The sequence below is a fragment of the Clostridium sardiniense genome (genome assembly GCF_050584765.1).
GTDB classification, from domain to species: Bacteria; Bacillota; Clostridia; order Clostridiales; family Clostridiaceae; genus Clostridium; species Clostridium sardiniense_A.
The window spans coordinates 599,504-616,544 of sequence record NZ_JBNOOR010000001.1; the positions used below are offsets into that span (position 1 = coordinate 599,504).

17 protein-coding genes are annotated in these 17,041 nt (G+C 29.0%); 14 read left to right on the forward strand and 3 right to left on the reverse strand.

Annotation, left to right across the window (positions count from 1 at the left end; genetic code table 11):
* Positions 1-145 precede the first annotated feature (145 nt).
* A complete protein-coding gene (locus ACQPUW_RS02935; RefSeq protein ID WP_430837266.1) occupies positions 146-829 on the forward strand; it encodes a polysaccharide deacetylase family protein in 684 nt (227 codons plus the stop codon).
* A gap of 42 nt (positions 830-871) precedes the next feature.
* Here ACQPUW_RS02935 and ACQPUW_RS02940 read toward each other — a convergent pair whose 3' ends face one another.
* Positions 872-1,603: a type 1 glutamine amidotransferase gene (locus ACQPUW_RS02940; protein WP_430836012.1), complete on the reverse strand. Its 732-nt coding sequence runs from the start codon at positions 1,601-1,603 to the stop codon at positions 872-874.
* A gap of 14 nt (positions 1,604-1,617) precedes the next feature.
* Entirely contained in the window at positions 1,618-2,976 is a 1,359-nt protein-coding gene (locus ACQPUW_RS02945) for a MurT ligase domain-containing protein (RefSeq protein WP_430836013.1), read from the reverse strand.
* A gap of 269 nt (positions 2,977-3,245) precedes the next feature.
* Here ACQPUW_RS02945 and ACQPUW_RS02950 point away from each other — a divergent pair, with 269 nt between their 5' ends.
* The 5 genes from ACQPUW_RS02950 to ACQPUW_RS02970 all read left to right on the forward strand — a co-directional run bounded on the left by ACQPUW_RS02950 (position 3,246) and on the right by ACQPUW_RS02970 (position 9,336).
* Positions 3,246-4,967, forward strand: coding sequence for a hypothetical protein (locus ACQPUW_RS02950; RefSeq protein ID WP_430836014.1), 1,722 nt, complete (start codon positions 3,246-3,248; stop codon positions 4,965-4,967).
* Positions 4,968-5,002: 35 nt separating this feature from the next.
* Complete coding sequence (gene manA, locus ACQPUW_RS02955) at positions 5,003-5,980, forward strand: mannose-6-phosphate isomerase, class I (protein WP_430836015.1); 978 nt, start codon at positions 5,003-5,005, stop codon at positions 5,978-5,980.
* Between the two features lie 145 nt (positions 5,981-6,125).
* Positions 6,126-6,986 carry an undecaprenyl-diphosphate phosphatase gene (locus tag ACQPUW_RS02960; protein ID WP_430836016.1) on the forward strand — a complete coding sequence of 287 codons (861 nt, stop codon included), beginning with the start codon at positions 6,126-6,128 and terminating at the stop codon, positions 6,984-6,986.
* A gap of 322 nt (positions 6,987-7,308) precedes the next feature.
* Entirely contained in the window at positions 7,309-8,409 is a 1,101-nt protein-coding gene (locus ACQPUW_RS02965) for a 6-phosphofructokinase (protein WP_430836017.1), read from the forward strand.
* Between the two features lie 147 nt (positions 8,410-8,556).
* Positions 8,557-9,336 (forward strand): serine hydrolase, encoded by a 780-nt coding sequence (locus ACQPUW_RS02970; RefSeq protein ID WP_430836018.1) that lies wholly within the window; start codon positions 8,557-8,559, stop codon positions 9,334-9,336.
* A gap of 284 nt (positions 9,337-9,620) precedes the next feature.
* On the opposite strand, the gene ACQPUW_RS02975 is transcribed toward ACQPUW_RS02970, so the two are convergent.
* A complete protein-coding gene (locus ACQPUW_RS02975; protein ID WP_430836019.1) occupies positions 9,621-10,382 on the reverse strand; it encodes a polysaccharide deacetylase family protein in 762 nt (253 codons plus the stop codon).
* Between the two features lie 339 nt (positions 10,383-10,721).
* Between ACQPUW_RS02975 and ACQPUW_RS02980 the strand changes: the two genes are divergently transcribed.
* The 8 genes from ACQPUW_RS02980 to pyrE all read left to right on the forward strand — a co-directional run bounded on the left by ACQPUW_RS02980 (position 10,722) and on the right by pyrE (position 16,969).
* On the forward strand, positions 10,722-10,919 hold the full coding sequence (locus ACQPUW_RS02980) for a hypothetical protein (RefSeq protein ID WP_430836020.1): 198 nt from the start codon (positions 10,722-10,724) through the stop codon (positions 10,917-10,919).
* 226 nt (positions 10,920-11,145) lie between these two features.
* The gene (gene pyrB / locus ACQPUW_RS02985) at positions 11,146-12,069 is read left to right on the forward strand and encodes an aspartate carbamoyltransferase (RefSeq protein WP_430836021.1); all 924 of its coding nucleotides are present in this window, start codon (positions 11,146-11,148) and stop codon (positions 12,067-12,069) included.
* A 1-nt stretch (position 12,070) separates the two neighbouring features.
* Positions 12,071-12,496 carry an aspartate carbamoyltransferase regulatory subunit gene (locus tag ACQPUW_RS02990; RefSeq protein WP_430836022.1) on the forward strand — a complete coding sequence of 142 codons (426 nt, stop codon included), beginning with the start codon at positions 12,071-12,073 and terminating at the stop codon, positions 12,494-12,496.
* Positions 12,497-12,517: 21 nt separating this feature from the next.
* The gene (locus ACQPUW_RS02995; protein WP_430836023.1) at positions 12,518-13,714 is read left to right on the forward strand and encodes a dihydroorotase; all 1,197 of its coding nucleotides are present in this window, start codon (positions 12,518-12,520) and stop codon (positions 13,712-13,714) included.
* A gap of 13 nt (positions 13,715-13,727) precedes the next feature.
* Complete coding sequence (gene pyrF / locus ACQPUW_RS03000; protein WP_430836024.1) at positions 13,728-14,600, forward strand: orotidine-5'-phosphate decarboxylase; 873 nt, start codon at positions 13,728-13,730, stop codon at positions 14,598-14,600.
* Between the two features lie 14 nt (positions 14,601-14,614).
* Positions 14,615-15,355, forward strand: coding sequence for a dihydroorotate dehydrogenase electron transfer subunit (locus ACQPUW_RS03005; protein ID WP_430836025.1), 741 nt, complete (start codon positions 14,615-14,617; stop codon positions 15,353-15,355).
* Between the two features lie 12 nt (positions 15,356-15,367).
* Positions 15,368-16,264 carry a dihydroorotate dehydrogenase gene (locus ACQPUW_RS03010; RefSeq protein WP_430836026.1) on the forward strand — a complete coding sequence of 299 codons (897 nt, stop codon included), beginning with the start codon at positions 15,368-15,370 and terminating at the stop codon, positions 16,262-16,264.
* A gap of 30 nt (positions 16,265-16,294) precedes the next feature.
* Entirely contained in the window at positions 16,295-16,969 is a 675-nt protein-coding gene (pyrE, locus tag ACQPUW_RS03015) for an orotate phosphoribosyltransferase (protein ID WP_430836027.1), read from the forward strand.
* Positions 16,970-17,041: the final 72 nt, after the last annotated feature.

A 17,041-nucleotide genomic window follows, 5' to 3' on the forward strand; every position in this document is an offset into this window, starting at 1 on the left:
TAGGTACTTAAATTATTACAATATAATTAAATAAAATTTAAGATAGTAGGCAAACTATCAATATGGGGGTGATCTTATAAAAATATTTAAAAAAATAAATTTAATATTAGCAATTATCTTAATTATTACTTTAAATTCAGCTTATATTCAGGGAAACTGCAATAATTCTAAAAAAAAGGTTGTTTATTTAACTTTTGATGATGGACCATCTATTACAAACACAAATAATATTATTGATATCTTAAATAAAAATGGAGTAAAAGGTACTTTTTTTGTAGTTGGAAATAAGGCTGTTGAGAATAAAAATATACTTAAAAAAGCTAGAAGTTTGGGAATGGCTATATATCCACATTGTAATGTTCATGATTATGAAAAGATATATAGTAGCACAGATGAATATTTTAAAGATTTAAACTTATGTGAAAATAAAATAAATAATGTGCTTAATGAAAAATTAGATTTTAAATTTGTAAGACTTCCAGGCGGCGCTACTAATAGAGTTGGCAAACAAAGTGTATTAAGTGGAATAAAAAAGGAACTAACATCTAGGAATGTTATGTATATTGATTGGAATATTGATTCAGGAGATGCAACAGCTGCAAATGTATCTAGTGAATGCATAAGAAAAAATATTAAAAATAATGCAGGCACATATAGAGTAGAAGTTGTTTTAATGCATGATGCAGAAGGAAAGAAGAGTACTGTAAACACTTTAGAAAATACTATAAATGAATATAAGCTTATGAATTATGAATTTAAAACTTTAGACAATATTTCAAATGATGACATTCAATATCTTAAAAACATTAAAGTAATAAACAATAATTAGTTAAAAGAAAGAATCCTATAGATTATCTATAGGATTCTTTCTTTATTTATCTTTCTTTTCAAATCTTTTTATTATATTTTCTTTAGCTTTAATTTCTAGGTCATTATTTAATGGTTCTAAAGTAACATTTCCATATTTATGACTTAAAGCAAGCTCAAGTAATTTATCGGCAAGCTCAGGATTTTTTGAAAGAAGTGATCCATGGAAGTAAGTACAGAATGTATTTTTATATACACAACCTTCATTTCCATCTTCCCCATTATTACCATATCCTTGAACGCATCTACCAAGAGGTTTTAAATTATTTATATATGTTCTACCTGAATGATTTTCAAAGCCAACATAAGTGTGAGAGAATTCATCATTTTGTATTATTGTATCTCCAATAAAACGAGTATCTCCACCTTCAGTATATATATCAAGTATTTTTAATCCTTCAAGTTTTTCTCCATTTGGAGCTCTATAGTAATTACCAAGAAGTTGATATCCACCACATATAGCTAGTAAAACTTTAGAATCTTCTACATATTTAGTTAAATCCTCTTTTTTATTTTTCATTAAATCTTCTGAAACTATTGATTGTTCATAGTCTTGGCCACCACCAAAGAAGACTATATCATAATTATCTCCATCGAATTTATCATTTACAGATATATCAATAACATTAGTTTTTATACCACGAGCCTCAGCTCTTGACTTAAGTATTAATATATTTCCTACATCACCATAAACATTTAGTAGGTCAGGATAAAGATGACAAATATTTAATTCCATAATATTACCTTCCTTTACCAAAGTTTTTCTATATAGCCTTTTGAGTGAAGGTGTTTTCTATAATTAATCATTGCAGTATAAGTTGCAAGTATATAGATATTTTTATCTTCACATTCTTTAAGTTTATTAGTTAATGCTTCATAATCATCTTCTATTATAAACTTAGTAGAATCAAGCCCAGCCGTTTTAAGTCTAACTGCCATATCATACATTCTCATACCAGAGATGTATATATCATTTATTGGAAGATTCGGAAGTCTTTCAAATCCAACATCCCAAATCCAAGACACATCTCGTCCATCTGCATAGTTATCGTTTAGCATAAATAAAGCAGAGAATGGTTCCTTATTTAAACATAATGTATCAATTGCTTGATTATAACCTGCTGGATTTTTTACAAGTATTATTTTAACATTTTTATCATCAATTTTAATAACTTCTTGTCTACCAAAACTGGAATCTTGTTTTCCTAAAGATTTTGCGATTACTTCATCTGATACACCAAGTTCTTTTGTTATTGAATAAGCACAAAGTCCATTATATATATTATAAGCTCCAGATTGACTTATTGTAATTGGAGTTCCATTAATAACAACTCTTGAGTATTCAGGTGTAACTTCAATTATTTCATCAACTGCATATTTTAAAGGAGCTCTTTTGTATCCACAGCTAGGACAATAAAAATCTCCTAAATGATTATATGTAATGAAGTTATAACTGTATGGAGATTTACAGAATTTACAGAACTTAGAGTCTGCATTTACATCAAGCTTTGTATCTTCTTGAACTGGAACGTTAAACCCGTAAAATTCTGTAGGATTCTTAAGGTCTAGATTACCAAGTAATGATTCATCTCCATTTAAAATAAGTTTTGTCTTAGGAGCTTTAACTACTCCTTCAAGTATTTTTGTAAGTGTTGTATATACTTCGCCATATCTGTCGAGTTGGTCTCTAAATAAATTAGTTACAGTTAAAAGTTCTGGACTTATGTATTCAGTGATGAATTTAACATTAGCTTCATCAACTTCTATAACTGCATATTTAGAAGTGTTTTTATCTCCAAATTTAAAGTTATCAATGAAACATGACACAATACCAGGGAAAAGGTTTGCCCCTGTATTATTTGTTATTACTTTAAATCCATTTTCTTTAAGTATGTTTGTAATCATACTTGTAGTTGTTGTTTTACCATTTGTACCAGTGATAAGTATAACTTTATATCCCTTAGAAACAGTCTTTAAAATATTTCTATCTAATTTTAAAGCAATTCTTCCTGGGAAAGTACTACCACCTTTTAAAAAGTTTTTTGATATGAAAAGTACTATTTTACTAGAAATAATACTTATAAATGATTTTATATTAATAATATTCACCACCCTATAGTTAATAAGTATCGACAGTTATCACATAAATAATAACTAGTATAACACAAAATTATATTACAGCGAAATATGTTTAAATACAATAAATTTAATGTTAGTATAAGCAGATATTTATATGGAAATACAATGAATAAATGGATCTTATAAATATGATTAATATGTAGGCTTGTGTAGATTTTTTAATGATACTTTGATAAAATGTAAAATATATGAAGAAACAATTAATAAAAAATTAATATTCTAAACTCTTGGGGGTATTTATGAAAGCGTTTAACGATAATTTTAAAGAAAACAAAGTGGGGAATAATAGAAGACAAAATATACAAAGTATCTTAGTTCTTATTGGAAGTTTAGTATTTGCATTGTTGATGGCTGTAGGATGTAAGGGACTTTTCGGGTCTGAAGAAGAGCTTATATTAGATAAAGAGGATGAAATATATTATTCAGGAAAGTATGATGACGCATTAAAAGAGTACGAAAAAAAGCAAAAGAGGGAAGAGTGGCCTATTTGGACAATAAAGGAAGCTGAAATATATTCATTAAAAGAAGAGAGGATACAGTCTAATTCTTTATTAGATAAAGCATATAGAGATAGAAATGAACTAGAAAAGGACAAGGGTATTGATAAATATAAAGAAGAGGACAAGGTTCTTGGGAATTATATTACATTTACATATCTTATTAATGGAGATGCTGAAAAGGCAAGACAGTATGGAGAAGATTTCTTAATGAAAGAACAAAATAATAATCCATTAAGAGAAACTATGACTGTTGTGTATTTAGCTCAAAATAATAAAGACAAAGCGAAGGAAATGGTAAATGGATATAAAGCAGATACTTCTTTTGAATTAGCTAAAAAAGCTGATTTAAATATGATAGTTAATAATTATGAAGAAGGGTATAAAAATTTACAAAAAGCTTATGAGTTAGATAAGAATGATATTAAGATTTTAGATGTTATAGAAAATAATGTGTATGGAAATAGAGAGAGTGCTATTAAATATTTAGAAGATTTATATAAAGAGGATTCCTCTAACACCATGACTAAATTAGCATTAGCAAAAACATATTCTATAGAAGAAAAAAATTTAAATAAGAGTTTAGAAATTTTAAATACTTTAAGTGATGAAGAGAAAGATTCTCTACTTTATAATTGCATTCAATTAGAAATAAATAAAAAACAAGTTAAAGATTGTACTGGAATAATAGATGAAATAACTACTAAATATGAAGATACTTATGGAGCAAATTATATAGCAGGTATGTATCATCTAGAAAATAAAGATTATAAAAAAGCTAGTGATTATGCAATAAAAAGTTCTTTTATAAATAAAGAATATAGTAATATATATGGTTTATTGCTTTCTAATTTGATGCAAAATGAAGAAGATGAAAATATCACCAAGGCTTATTTAAGAAGAGGGCTATATTATTCTCCGTCAAACTGTTTAATAATAGAAAATGCAGCTAATTTTTATGAAAAGGTTGAGCAAAAAATAGATTTAGCGTATGATTATTATAGGTTAGTTTCATATGTAGGCCCAGGAAGAACAGAAAATTATTATCATATGGCTAGTATAGACATAATAAAAAATGAGTTAGGTAAAGGAATAGATAGCTTAGAGACGGCTGTTAAAATGAATAAGTCTAATGATAAATATTTTGCAACACTTGGATATCTTTACTTTAAAGAAGGGGATATGGAGAAAGGGATTGAAAATACTAGAAAAGCATATGAGATAAATGAAAGAAATATAGAAGCTCTAAATAATGCTGCAATTTACTATGCTGTATATGAGGATAACATAGAAAGAGCTTATAAAAATATAGCTACAGCTAATGAATTAATATCAGAATCTAATGATTTTATAAAGAAAGAAGTTGTAGATAAAAATTACAATACATTTAAATTAGGGTATGAGCAATTTGAAGATGACAGATATAGAAAGATAGATTCATCTCAAGTTGAATTAATATATTAAAAAGCACCAATATAGAAAGAAGGAGATTAATTACTATGTATCCAATTAGATTTGAAAACTTATACTATGACAAGATATGGGGAGGAAGAGACCTAGAAAACTTCAGAGATAATATGCCGGATGGATTAATAGGAGAAACTTGGGATATTGCATGTCATAGAAATGGTACTGGAATTGTTGAAAATGGAGAATTTAAGGGAATGAAGTTTGATGAGCTTATAGAGGAACTGGGTCACAAACTAGTAGGTGATAAGATAGCAACAAATAACTTCCCATTATTAATAAAACTTATAAATGCAAACGATAAACTATCAGTTCAAGTGCATCCAGGAGATGAATATGCAAGAGTAGCTGATAATGATCTTGGAAAGACTGAGGCTTGGTATGTTGTTGATGCAAAAGAAGGAGCTTCACTTATAGTTGGAACAAAGAATTGTGATAAGAAGACTTTTGAAGAAGCTATTAAAAAGGGAGATTTAACTCCATATTTAAATCAAATACCTGTAAAAAGAGGGGACATGTTCTATGTAAAGAGTGGATTAGTTCATGCAATCTGTGAAGGTGTTGTAATTGCAGAAATACAACAAAACAGTGATACTACTTATAGAGTATATGATTATGGAAGAGGAAGAGAAATACATGTAGAAAAAGCACTAGATGTTATTGATTTCTCATTAAAGGGAGAAAATATAAAGGGAATTACAATTCATGAAGATGGATATGATAAGACAGTTCTTTGCATTGGAGAGTATTTTGCAATAGAAAAATATGAAATAAAAGAAAGTGCAAAAGAAGAAAGTGATAAGGATAGATTCTATCTATTTACTTGCGTTGAAGGAAATGGAGAAATAGTTTGGGATAATGATTCTTTAGAAGTTAAGATGGGAGACAGTATACTTATTCCAGCATACCTTGGAAAGTATGAACTTAAGGGAGAATTTACTCTACTTAAGAGTTTTGTACCAGATGTTGAAGAAGAAAAGAAGAAGATATTAGCTCCAGTTTTAAAATAGTGTATAAAAATAAGGAGACTTTAGTTTTACTAAAGTCTCCTTATTTTCTTAAATTTTACTTAATTAATCGTATAATATAGACAAGGAGTTACAATATACTTATAATTAAAAAGTCAATAATATTTTTGAAAGTGAGTGAGAGTTAGTGGGAATAGATTTACTATTGATACTTAAAGCAATAATTATTGCAATAGTAGAAGGTCTTACAGAATTCGTTCCAGTATCATCAACGGGACATATGATACTAGTAGGGAACTTAATTCATTTTACTGGTGATTTTGCAAATATGTTTGAAGTTGTTATACAACTTGGAGCAATATTAGCAGTTGTAGTATTATTTTGGAAAAAAATCAGTACAAGCGTAGTAGAATTCTTTAAATTTATATTTACAAAAGGAAGAGAAGGAGAAACAGGTTTTAGATTTGGAATCAATGTAATAGTAGGTTCAATACCAGCACTTATAGTTGGATTGGCTCTTCATGATAAAATTAAGTCCTTATTTACACCAAGAGCCGTTATATATGGATTTATAGTTGGTGGTATTCTATTAATAATTATAGAAAATATTTATAGAAAAAGAAGACCTAAGGCAAATGATATAGATAAGATTACAGCTAAGGAAGCATTAATAGTTGGTGTGGCTCAATGTTTCGCTATGTGGCCTGGAATGTCAAGAAGTGCTTCCACTATAATGGGTGGTTGGATAGCAGGTTTTTCAACTCCAATTGCAGCTGAATTTTCATTCTTCTTAGCAATTCCAGCTATGGTTGGTTCAAGTGGTCTTGATATGTTAAAGTTTGACTACTCACAAATGGATGCAACAAAATGGATAGCTTTAGTAGTTGGATTTATTGTAGCATTTATAGTTTCATTAGTAGTAATGGATAAGTTTGTAAGTTACTTAAAGAAGAAACCAATGAGAGTGTTTGCAGTATACAGAATAGTAGTAGGTGTAGTACTTGCTATATTAGTATTTGCAGGTTTCATGACTTTACCACCTTTATAGGTTAAAAAGGTTTAGCTAATATTTGTTAGCTAAACCTTTTTTATATACATAATAAATCAAAATAAATCATATATTTATACGAAGTAAACTTAATATACAATTTATAAATAATATGGTAAAATATTCTTTATAAAATTAATAAATTATGTTAATATAAAAAAAGAAACAGTTTACTTTTGATGTAAAATCTGAAAACAATTGCATCGTGTGTTGTACAAATGTCGGGCGAGAAGAAGATTAAATTTTTTTGTCTAAAATTATCAGAAAATAAAGAAAATTTAATCAATAATGTTTGTAAAATGGGTAGAGGGGGAGTTGTGAAATGACAAAAGGAGTTAAAAAAATAGCTTTATTAACTGGAGGAGGAGATTGCCCTGGTTTAAATGCTGTAATTAGAGCAGTAACTAGAACTGCAATTTTAAATTATGGTTATGAGGTTATAGGTTATAGGTTTGGTTATCGTGGGTTATATAACAATGATTTTATACCATTAACATTAGAATCAGTATCTGGAATACTTCATAGAGGAGGTACAATATTATATAGTTCAAATAAGGATAATCTTTTTGATTATAGTATTGAAGAAGATGGAGTAACTGTAAAGAAAGATGTCTCAGATGTAGCAGTTGAGAATCTTAAAAAAGAAGGCGTAGATGTATTAGTAGTCATAGGAGGGGATGGTACACTAACTTCAGCTAGAGATTTTTCAAGAAAAGGTATAAAAGTTATAGGTGTTCCAAAGACTATAGATAATGATTTAGCATCGACTGATGTTACATTTGGATTTAATACTGCAATAGATGTAGCAACAGATGCTTTAGATAGACTTCATACAACAGCAGAATCACATCATAGAATTATGCTTTGTGAAGTTATGGGAAGAGGAGCTGGCTGGATTGCATTAGAATCTGGAATAGCAGGTTCAGCAGATGTAATTTTATTACCAGAGATTCCATATGACATTAATAAGATAGTAGATAAAATTAATGAAAGAAAAGCAGAAGGCAAACTATTTACAATTATAGTAGTTGCTGAAGGCGCTAAAGCAAAGAATGGAGAAGTTGTAGTTTCTAAAATTGTAGCTGATAGTCCAGATCCTATAAGGCTTGGTGGAATTGGAAATAAATTAGCTGATGATTTAGAAAAGATAATAAAAGATCATGAAGTAAGGTGTACTGTTCTTGGACATATTCAAAGAGGGGGTAATACTTCAACTTTTGATAGGATTTTATCAACAAGATATGGAGTAGCTGCAGTGGAAATGATCAATGAAGGCTTATTTGGTAATATGGTATGCTTAAAAGGAGATGAAATAACTTACGATAGTTTAGAAAATGTAATAGGTCAAAAAACTAAACAAGTTGATCCAAGTTGTGAATTAGTTACAATTGCTAAAAAAATAGGAATCTCATTTGGAGATTAGTTAAAGGATATTTAAAGGATTTAGCATGTTGCTAAATCCTTTAATTCTAATATTGATATAATTATAGATGGTTCAAAAATATATGGTAATATGTTATAATTTTATTAACAATTGGGACAGATTTAAATTTTAAAGCTGGAGGGTATTATGAAAGAGATTAAAAAATATTTAGAATCAAGAATTGGTACTTATAGTTTCTTCTTTGAAGATTTAGAAAGTGGATTTGTTTACGGTTACAATGAAAACGTTCAGATGGTTTCAGCTGGATGTATGAAGTTACCTATAGCAGTTTCTTTAATAAAAGATGTTGAAAGAGGAAATACATCTTTTATGGATAAAATAAAGATAGAAGGCTCAGATAAAGTTTATGGAACTGGTATAATTCATGAATTTAATTCTAGAGATTATACTGTATTTGAACTTTTAGTTGCTATGCTTATTCAAAGTGATAATACAGCAGCAAATAAAATTATTGATATTGTTGGAATAGACATAATAAACGAAGATATCAAAGAAATGGGTTTAAAAAATACCGTCCTAAATAGAAAAACAACTGATGAAAGAAAGGGAAAATTAGATATAGAAAATTTAACATCAGCTAGAGATTTATCGAAGATATGGAAGCATCTATACGAAGGAAGTTATTTAAATAAGGAAAACAGTACAATGCTAATAGATATACTAAGGAGACAGCAGATTAAGAATAAATTAGCACTTTATATACCAGATGATTTAAAATATGAAATTTCAAGCAAGACTGGAGATAAAACAGGAGTTGAAAATGATACAGCACTAATTCAACTATCTAAAGGAACATTTGCATTTACAGTACTTTCTATGTCAATTCCAAATAGTGTTTATGGAACTGTAACATTAGCTAAATGTGGTAAGATGATGTGGGATAATGTGATGAATAATTGGAATTAACTTCTGATTAATAACTTAAATATTAAGATAGTTATATATTATAAAAAAGCTAAAATGATTTTTTATCAATCATTTTAGCTTTTTTTAATTTCATGCATTTATGTAAAATTTAAAATTAGAAAACATATAATAAGAAATTTAAACTGATTACAGTAAAGCGGAAATTAAAGGTAGAGTATAACATATGGCTATAAGATTTTTAAGAAAATAAATTAAAGTATAATGTGATATAGGAAAGGTAGTGATAAAAAAATTTACTTAATTGCTACCTTTAAGTATTTAATTTATTTTATTGTTTTAAATTCAAATCCTTTATCTTTAAAATATTTAATTATCTGAGGTAAAGCTTTTATAGTTTCATCTTTTCCATATGCATCATGCATTAAAACCACGATATTGTCTGCATCTTCACCAAGCTTCTTAACGGTCTTTTTTAGATATATAACTAACTCCTGTGCATTTTTCTTTGCCCCTTCTGCATCACCATTTAAAGCATTCCAATCAATATTTTGAATTTCAAGTTCATTCAGTTTCTTTTTTAATGCTTCCTTGCCATTCCATGTACGGTATCCACCTGGTAATCTAACAATTCTAGTAAAGAAATCCTTGCCTAAAATACTTTGCATTAACTTCTCATTTTTATTTAAATCATCGATAACATGATCTACATTTATGGTCCTACTTGGATAAAGGTAATGGTAATTATGACTATATGTATGATTTCCTATGGCATGTCCGTTGGTAGCAATTTCTTTTAATAATTCTTTAGCTTTATCATTAGCATTTAAGGATACTCCAGTTATAAAAAATGTTGCTTTAATATTGTGTTCATCTAGAATTTTAAGTAAAGCTGGGGTATTTGTTGTTGATGGACCGTCATCAAAGGTTAAATAAACAACTTTTTTTCTATCATTCCTAACAGGATATTGTTTATAACCTTTAAATAAATCATTCATATTTTTAGATACGATTAATGCATCGTCTGCATTAGGGTCATCTTTTAATTGTAAGTAATAAGAACTGCCTAATTCATTTTCAGATGCCACAACTTCTGTGTCATTAGAATTATGTTTTATTATTGTAAATAATGAGATGCATACTATTAATATAATTATAAAAGGAATTGAGATTATTTTTTTCGTTTTGGTTAATTCCGTTTCTTTATTATCTGAATTCATATTAAGTCCTCCTTACTTATATAAGTAAATCAATAACTTTAGTATATTACTCAATGAGATTTTTATTCTTTAATTATATAAGAATAGTTAAGATAATAAATTAATATAAAAATGTAATAGTAAAATAAGAAATATATATAAATATAATTCTAAAGAGTTTACATAATGAATATATTATAAATAAGTATTTGAGAGGCGGTAATTGCTATGTTATATGGAATAAAAGAAAAGATAAATTCTGTAGTTTTAAATAAAAAAAATATAGAAAAGATAGAGATTCCTGTATCTAAAGAAGAAAAAGAAATAATAGAGAAACTTGCAAAATTACATAAGGTAGATACTGAGGAGTTTATAAGATGGGTAGTGCTGAACAAGTTTTTAGATGAGTTTCTAAAAATAAATTAAATATATTGACATTTTATGTGCATCATGGTATTCTACAGAAAAGAAAAGATAACCTTTAATTTGATCCAGAGAGATCAATAAGGAAGTAATAGTAATGCAATTGTATCGTAGGATAACTACGTCTTCCTTATGTCTTGTGAGGAAGACTTTTTTTATATACTTATACAATTGTAAGAAAATATTTCCCTTTTAATTTAACACAGAGAGGTTAAGAAGGAGTGAAATTATGTTAAAAAACAAACATTTAATCGACCCTATGGATTTTACTATAGGACAACTAGAAGAAATTTTCGAATTAGCACATCAAATTATTGAAAACCCAAAGGAATATTCTCATATATGTGATGGGAAAATTCTAGCCACTCTATTTTATGAACCTAGTACAAGAACAAGATTTAGCTTTGAAGCAGCTATGATGAGACTAGGTGGAAATATCTTAGGTTTTTCAGAACCAAATTCAAGTTCAGCATCAAAGGGTGAAACCCTTGCAGATACAATAAAGATGGTATCAATATATTCAGATATTATAGCAATGAGACATCCAAGAGAAGGCTCTGCAAGAGTTGCAAGCATGTACTCAGAGGTACCAGTTATAAATGCAGGAGATGGTGGGCATCAACATCCAACTCAAACATTAACAGATTTATTAACAATAAAATCTCTAAAAGGAAGCCTTTCAAATCAAACAATTGGTTTATGTGGAGACTTAAAATATGGTAGAACAGTACATTCATTAATAAAAGCAATGTCTAGATATGAAGGTAATAAATTTGTCTTAATATCACCAAAAGAACTTAAAATACCAGATTATATAAGAGATGAAATCTTAAAAAAGAATAATATAGAATTTAAAGAAGTTGAAAGATTAGAAGATGTAATAGAAGAAATGGATATACTTTACATGACAAGAATTCAAAAAGAAAGATTCTTTAATGAGAAAGAATACTTAAGACTTAAAGATAGTTATATATTAGATATGGACAAGATGAATTTAGCTAAGGAAGATATGATAGTTATGCATCCGCTGCCAAGAGTAAATGAAATTGCTGTAGAAGTTGATTCAGATAAAAGAGCTGCTTACTTTAAGCAAGCTGAATATGGAATGTATGCAAGAATGGCATTAATATGTAAACTTTTGGGGGTATGTTAATATGTTAGAAATTACAAGTATAAAAAATGGATTAGTTATAGACCACATAAAAGCTGGAATTGGAATTAAGATATTTAATCACCTAAACTTAGAAGAATCAGATTTAAGTGTAGCATTAATAATGAATGTTAAAAGTAATACTTTAGGTAAAAAAGATATTATAAAAATTGAAGGAATACAAGAAATAGACTATAGAGTATTAGCAATGCTTTCACCTAATATAACAATAAATGAAGTTAGAGATGAAAAAATAGTTAACAAGCTAGTACCAGAACTTCCAGAAAAAGTTGAAAATATAATTACTTGTGATAATGTAAGATGTATAACAACTGATGAAAATTATGTTCCTCAAATATTTAACTTAGTAGAAAGAGATAAGGCAACTTATAAATGTGAGTATTGTGATCACATAATGAAATTAATATAAGAGCTTAAAGAGGTGCTAAATTTGAATATATTAATAAAAAATGCAAATGTAATTGATTCATGCCAAAATTTTTATGGCGATGTTTATATAGAAAATGGAAAAATAAAAGAAGTAGGATTAGATATAAATAAAAGTGGAGTAGAGACTATAGATGCAGATGGATTAACATTAATGCCAGCATTTGTTGACACTCATGCCCATTTTAGAGATCCTGGGCTTACTTACAAAGAAGATTTAGAAACTGGATCTAGAGCAGCACTTAGAGGAGGATATACAGGAGTTTGCTTAATGGGAAATACAAGTCCTATATGTTCAACTAAGGAAGTTTTAGATTATGTTAAAGAAAAGGAAGCAAAGCTAAATCTTATAGATATACACCAATGTGTAACAATAACAAAGAATTTTGATGGAAAGACAATATCACATTTAGAAGATTTTAAAGATGATTCTAGAGTAAGAGCAATATCAGATGATGGAGTTGGCGTATCAGATTCAAGAGTTATGATGGAAGCTATGAAGATAGCAAAAGAAAATGACTGGGTGGTTATGTCTCATGCAGAGTCAGGTGAATTTTCAGATATAGATATGAGACTTGCAGAAAACATGATGACTTGGAGAGATATAACACTTGCAAAGGTTACAGAAGCTAAGCTTCACATGGCTCATGTAAGCACTAAAGAAGCTATGCAATATATAATAGATGGAAAATGCAAAGGGGTACAAGTAACTTGTGAAGTTACTCCCCATCATATTGCACTAACTAATGATGTTAACAATTATAGAGTTAATCCTCCAATAAGAGAAAGAGAAGATGTTGATTTCTTACTTAAGGCAATAAGTCATGGGGATGTAGATTGTATAGGGACAGATCATGCGCCTCATACTTGTGAAGATAAAAAGAAAGGTTCACCAGGAATGGTAGGACTAGAAACAGCTTTTCCAATATGCTATACAAAACTTGTAAAAGATGGAGTTATATCAATAAATAAATTATCAGAGATGATGTCAAGAAATCCATCTAATATATTAAAGATGAATAAGGGTAATATTAGTATTGGATTAGATGGAGATGTAGTTTTAATAGATACAAATAAGAAGATAGTTATAAACTCAGAGGAGTTCCACTCAAAAGGGAAAAATACACCATTTGAAGGTATGGATTTTTATGGTGAAGTGGTTATGACAATAAAAGGTGGAAGAGTTTTATATAAAAGATAGTGGGGGATTAAAAATGAAAAGTAGAATAATAGATAAATTATATAATAGAGTAAATGAAAGAGGAGTGGTGTGTGTTGGACTTGACACATCACTTGACTACATACCAAGCTTTATAAGAGAGGGAAAAACAAATAAGGATGCAATTGTTGAATTTAATAAGGCTATAATTGATGCAACATTTGATGTAGCTGCATGCTTTAAAGTACAAATAGCTTATTATGAAGCATTAGGAATTGAAGGATTGGAAGCTTACAGAGATACATTATCATACCTTAGAGAAAAGGGTGAAATAATTATAGCTGATATAAAAAGAGGGGATATTGCAGCTACAGCAACAATGTATGCAAAAGCTCATTTTGAAGGAGATTTTGAAGCAGATTTTATAACACTAAGTCCATATATGGGGATGGATAGCATAGAGCCATATATACCTTATATAGAAACTGGAGATAAAGGGATATTTAGCTTAGTTAGAACTTCAAATAAAGGAGCAAAAGATATAGAGTATATCAAAACTCCAGCTGGAAGAAATGTTTATGATATAGTTGGAGAAAAGGTATTAAACATGGGAAAAGAATATATGGGTGAATGTGGATATACTCCAATGGGTGGAGTAATTGGATGTACACATATAGAAGAAGGTGCAAAGATTAGAGAAACTTTAAAGGAAATGTTTTTCTTAATACCAGGATATGGAGCGCAAGGTGGAAAAGCTGAAGATGTTGCAATGTATCTTAATAATGGGAATGGAGGAGTAGTAAACTCTTCAAGAGGAATACTTCTGGCTTATAAAAATAATGGAGCTTCTGAAAAAGATTTTGCAAAATGTGCTAGAGAAGAAGCAATTAGGATGAGAGACGAAATAAGATCAGCGTGTAATAGATAGGGAGGATTTTGACTATGAGTATTGTCTATAAAGATGTTACTGTACTTAGTAATGAAGAGATAGCAAAAGGGATATTTAAATTAGTAGTAAAAGATGAGAATGAGATAAAGTGTGGTCAATTCTATATGCTTAAAGTCAAAAATGCACTTCTTCCAAGACCTATAAGTATTTGTGAAAAAGAAGATGATAAGCTTACGTTTCTTTATGCAGTAGTTGGTACTGGAACAGAAGAAATAAGTAAGCTTAAGGAATCAGATGAAATAAAAATTACAGGACCTTTAGGAAATGGATTTAATGTAGATGAAAAGTTAGGTAGAGTTGCTTTAGTGTCTGGAGGGATAGGAACTGCACCTATGCTTCAGGTGGCTAAAGAACTTAGAGAAAAAAATAATGCATCTAATATAGAGTTATATGCAGGATTTAGAGATGATGTGTATTTAATAAATGACTTTGAAAAGTATGCAGATAACATAAATATAACAACTAATACAGGAAAGCATGGAAAGAAAGGTTTTGTAACAGAAGTCTTAAATCCGAAAGATTATGATGTAGTTTTATGTTGTGGACCTGAAATTATGATGAAAAAGGTTGTAGAGATGTGCAAAGAATGTGGCACAAAGATATTTGTATCAATGGAAAAACATATGGCTTGTGGAGTTGGAGCATGCCTAGTTTGCACATGTAAGACAAAAGATGGACATAAGAGAACTTGTAAAGATGGACCAGTATTTGATGGTAACTATGTAGAACTGTAGAGGAGGGGTTATATGCTAAAGGTTAATATAAATGGAGTAGAATTCAAAAATCCTGTTATAGCAGCTTCAGGTACATTTGGATTTGGAGAAGAGTATAAAGATTTTTATGATGTTGGTATTCTAGGTGGAATATCATCAAAAGGATTAACTATAAATCCAAAGGATGGAAATGAAGGAATAAGAGTATATGAAACTCCAAGTGGTATGATGAATTCAGTTGGACTTCAAAATCCAGGAATAGATCACTTTATAGAGCATGAATTGAAGAACATGAAAAAGCTTAATACTAATGTAATTGCAAATATTGGTGGTGGATGCATGGAAGATTATGAAGAAGCTATAATTAAGCTTAATAATGCGGATATTGATATGATAGAACTTAATATATCATGTCCAAATGTAAAATCAGGTGGTATGGCTTTTGGAATAAAATCAGAAGTTGCATATGATGTTGTAAGTAAAATAAAGAGTATCACTAATAAACCTCTTATGGTGAAATTATCACCAAATGCAGAAAATATAGTGGAAATGGCCGTAAAGTGTAGAGAAGCTGGGGCGGATTCTTTATCTTTAATAAATACATTAAAAGGATTTGCTATTGATATAAATAAAAGGAAACCAGTATTTAATAATACATATGCAGGATTATCAGGACCAGCTATAAAGCCAATAGCACTTAGAATGGTACACGAAGTATCAAAGGCAGTTGATATACCAGTAGTAGGACTAGGTGGAATTTCTAATTGGCAAGATGCTATTGAGTTTATGATGGCGGGAGCATCAGCTATACAGATTGGAACTGTTAATTTTACAAATCCAATGGCAGGAAAAGAAATAATAGAAGGAATGGAAAATTTCTTAATAAAAGAAGGCATAAAAGACATTAACGAGATAATAGGGATTGTCTAAAATTTAACGAAAATTTGGAGGTTTTTTAGTATGAAAGCGTATAAAAAAGAGTTTATAGAGTTTATGGTAGAGTGTGGAGTGCTTACATTTGGAGATTTTGTAACAAAGAGCGGAAGAAAAACACCGTTTTTTGTAAATACAGGAAATTACAAAAAAGGAAGTCAACTAAAGAGGCTTGGAGAGTTTTATGCAGAAGCTATAAAAGAAAATTTTGGAGAAGAATTTAATGTTTTATTTGGACCTGCATATAAGGGAATTCCATTAACAGTTACAACTTCAATTGCTTTATCAGACCTTTATAATATAGATGTAGATTACTGTTCTAATAGAAAAGAAGTTAAAGATCATGGAGATAAGGGAATACTTCTTGGTGCTAATTTAAAAGATGGAGATAGAGTTTTAATAGTTGAAGATGTAACAACAGCAGGTACTTCAATATACGAAACAATGCCCATTTTAAAGGGACAAGGGGATGTTGATGTTACTGGACTTATAATATCTGTAGATAGAATGGAAAGAGGAAGAGGAGAGAAATCTGCTTTAAATGAAATAAAAGAAAAGTTCGGATTTAAGACATGCGCTATAGTAACTATGGAAGAGGTAATAGAGTATCTTTATAACAGAGAAATAAGTGGTAAAGTTATAATAGATGATGAAATAATGAAAAGAATAAATAGCTATTATGAGCAGTATGGTGCAAAGTAGAATCAAGTTCGTAAAAATGAAAAATATTGTTAAAAAAATATAAAAAAAGGACTAAATGTTAAAAAAACTTTT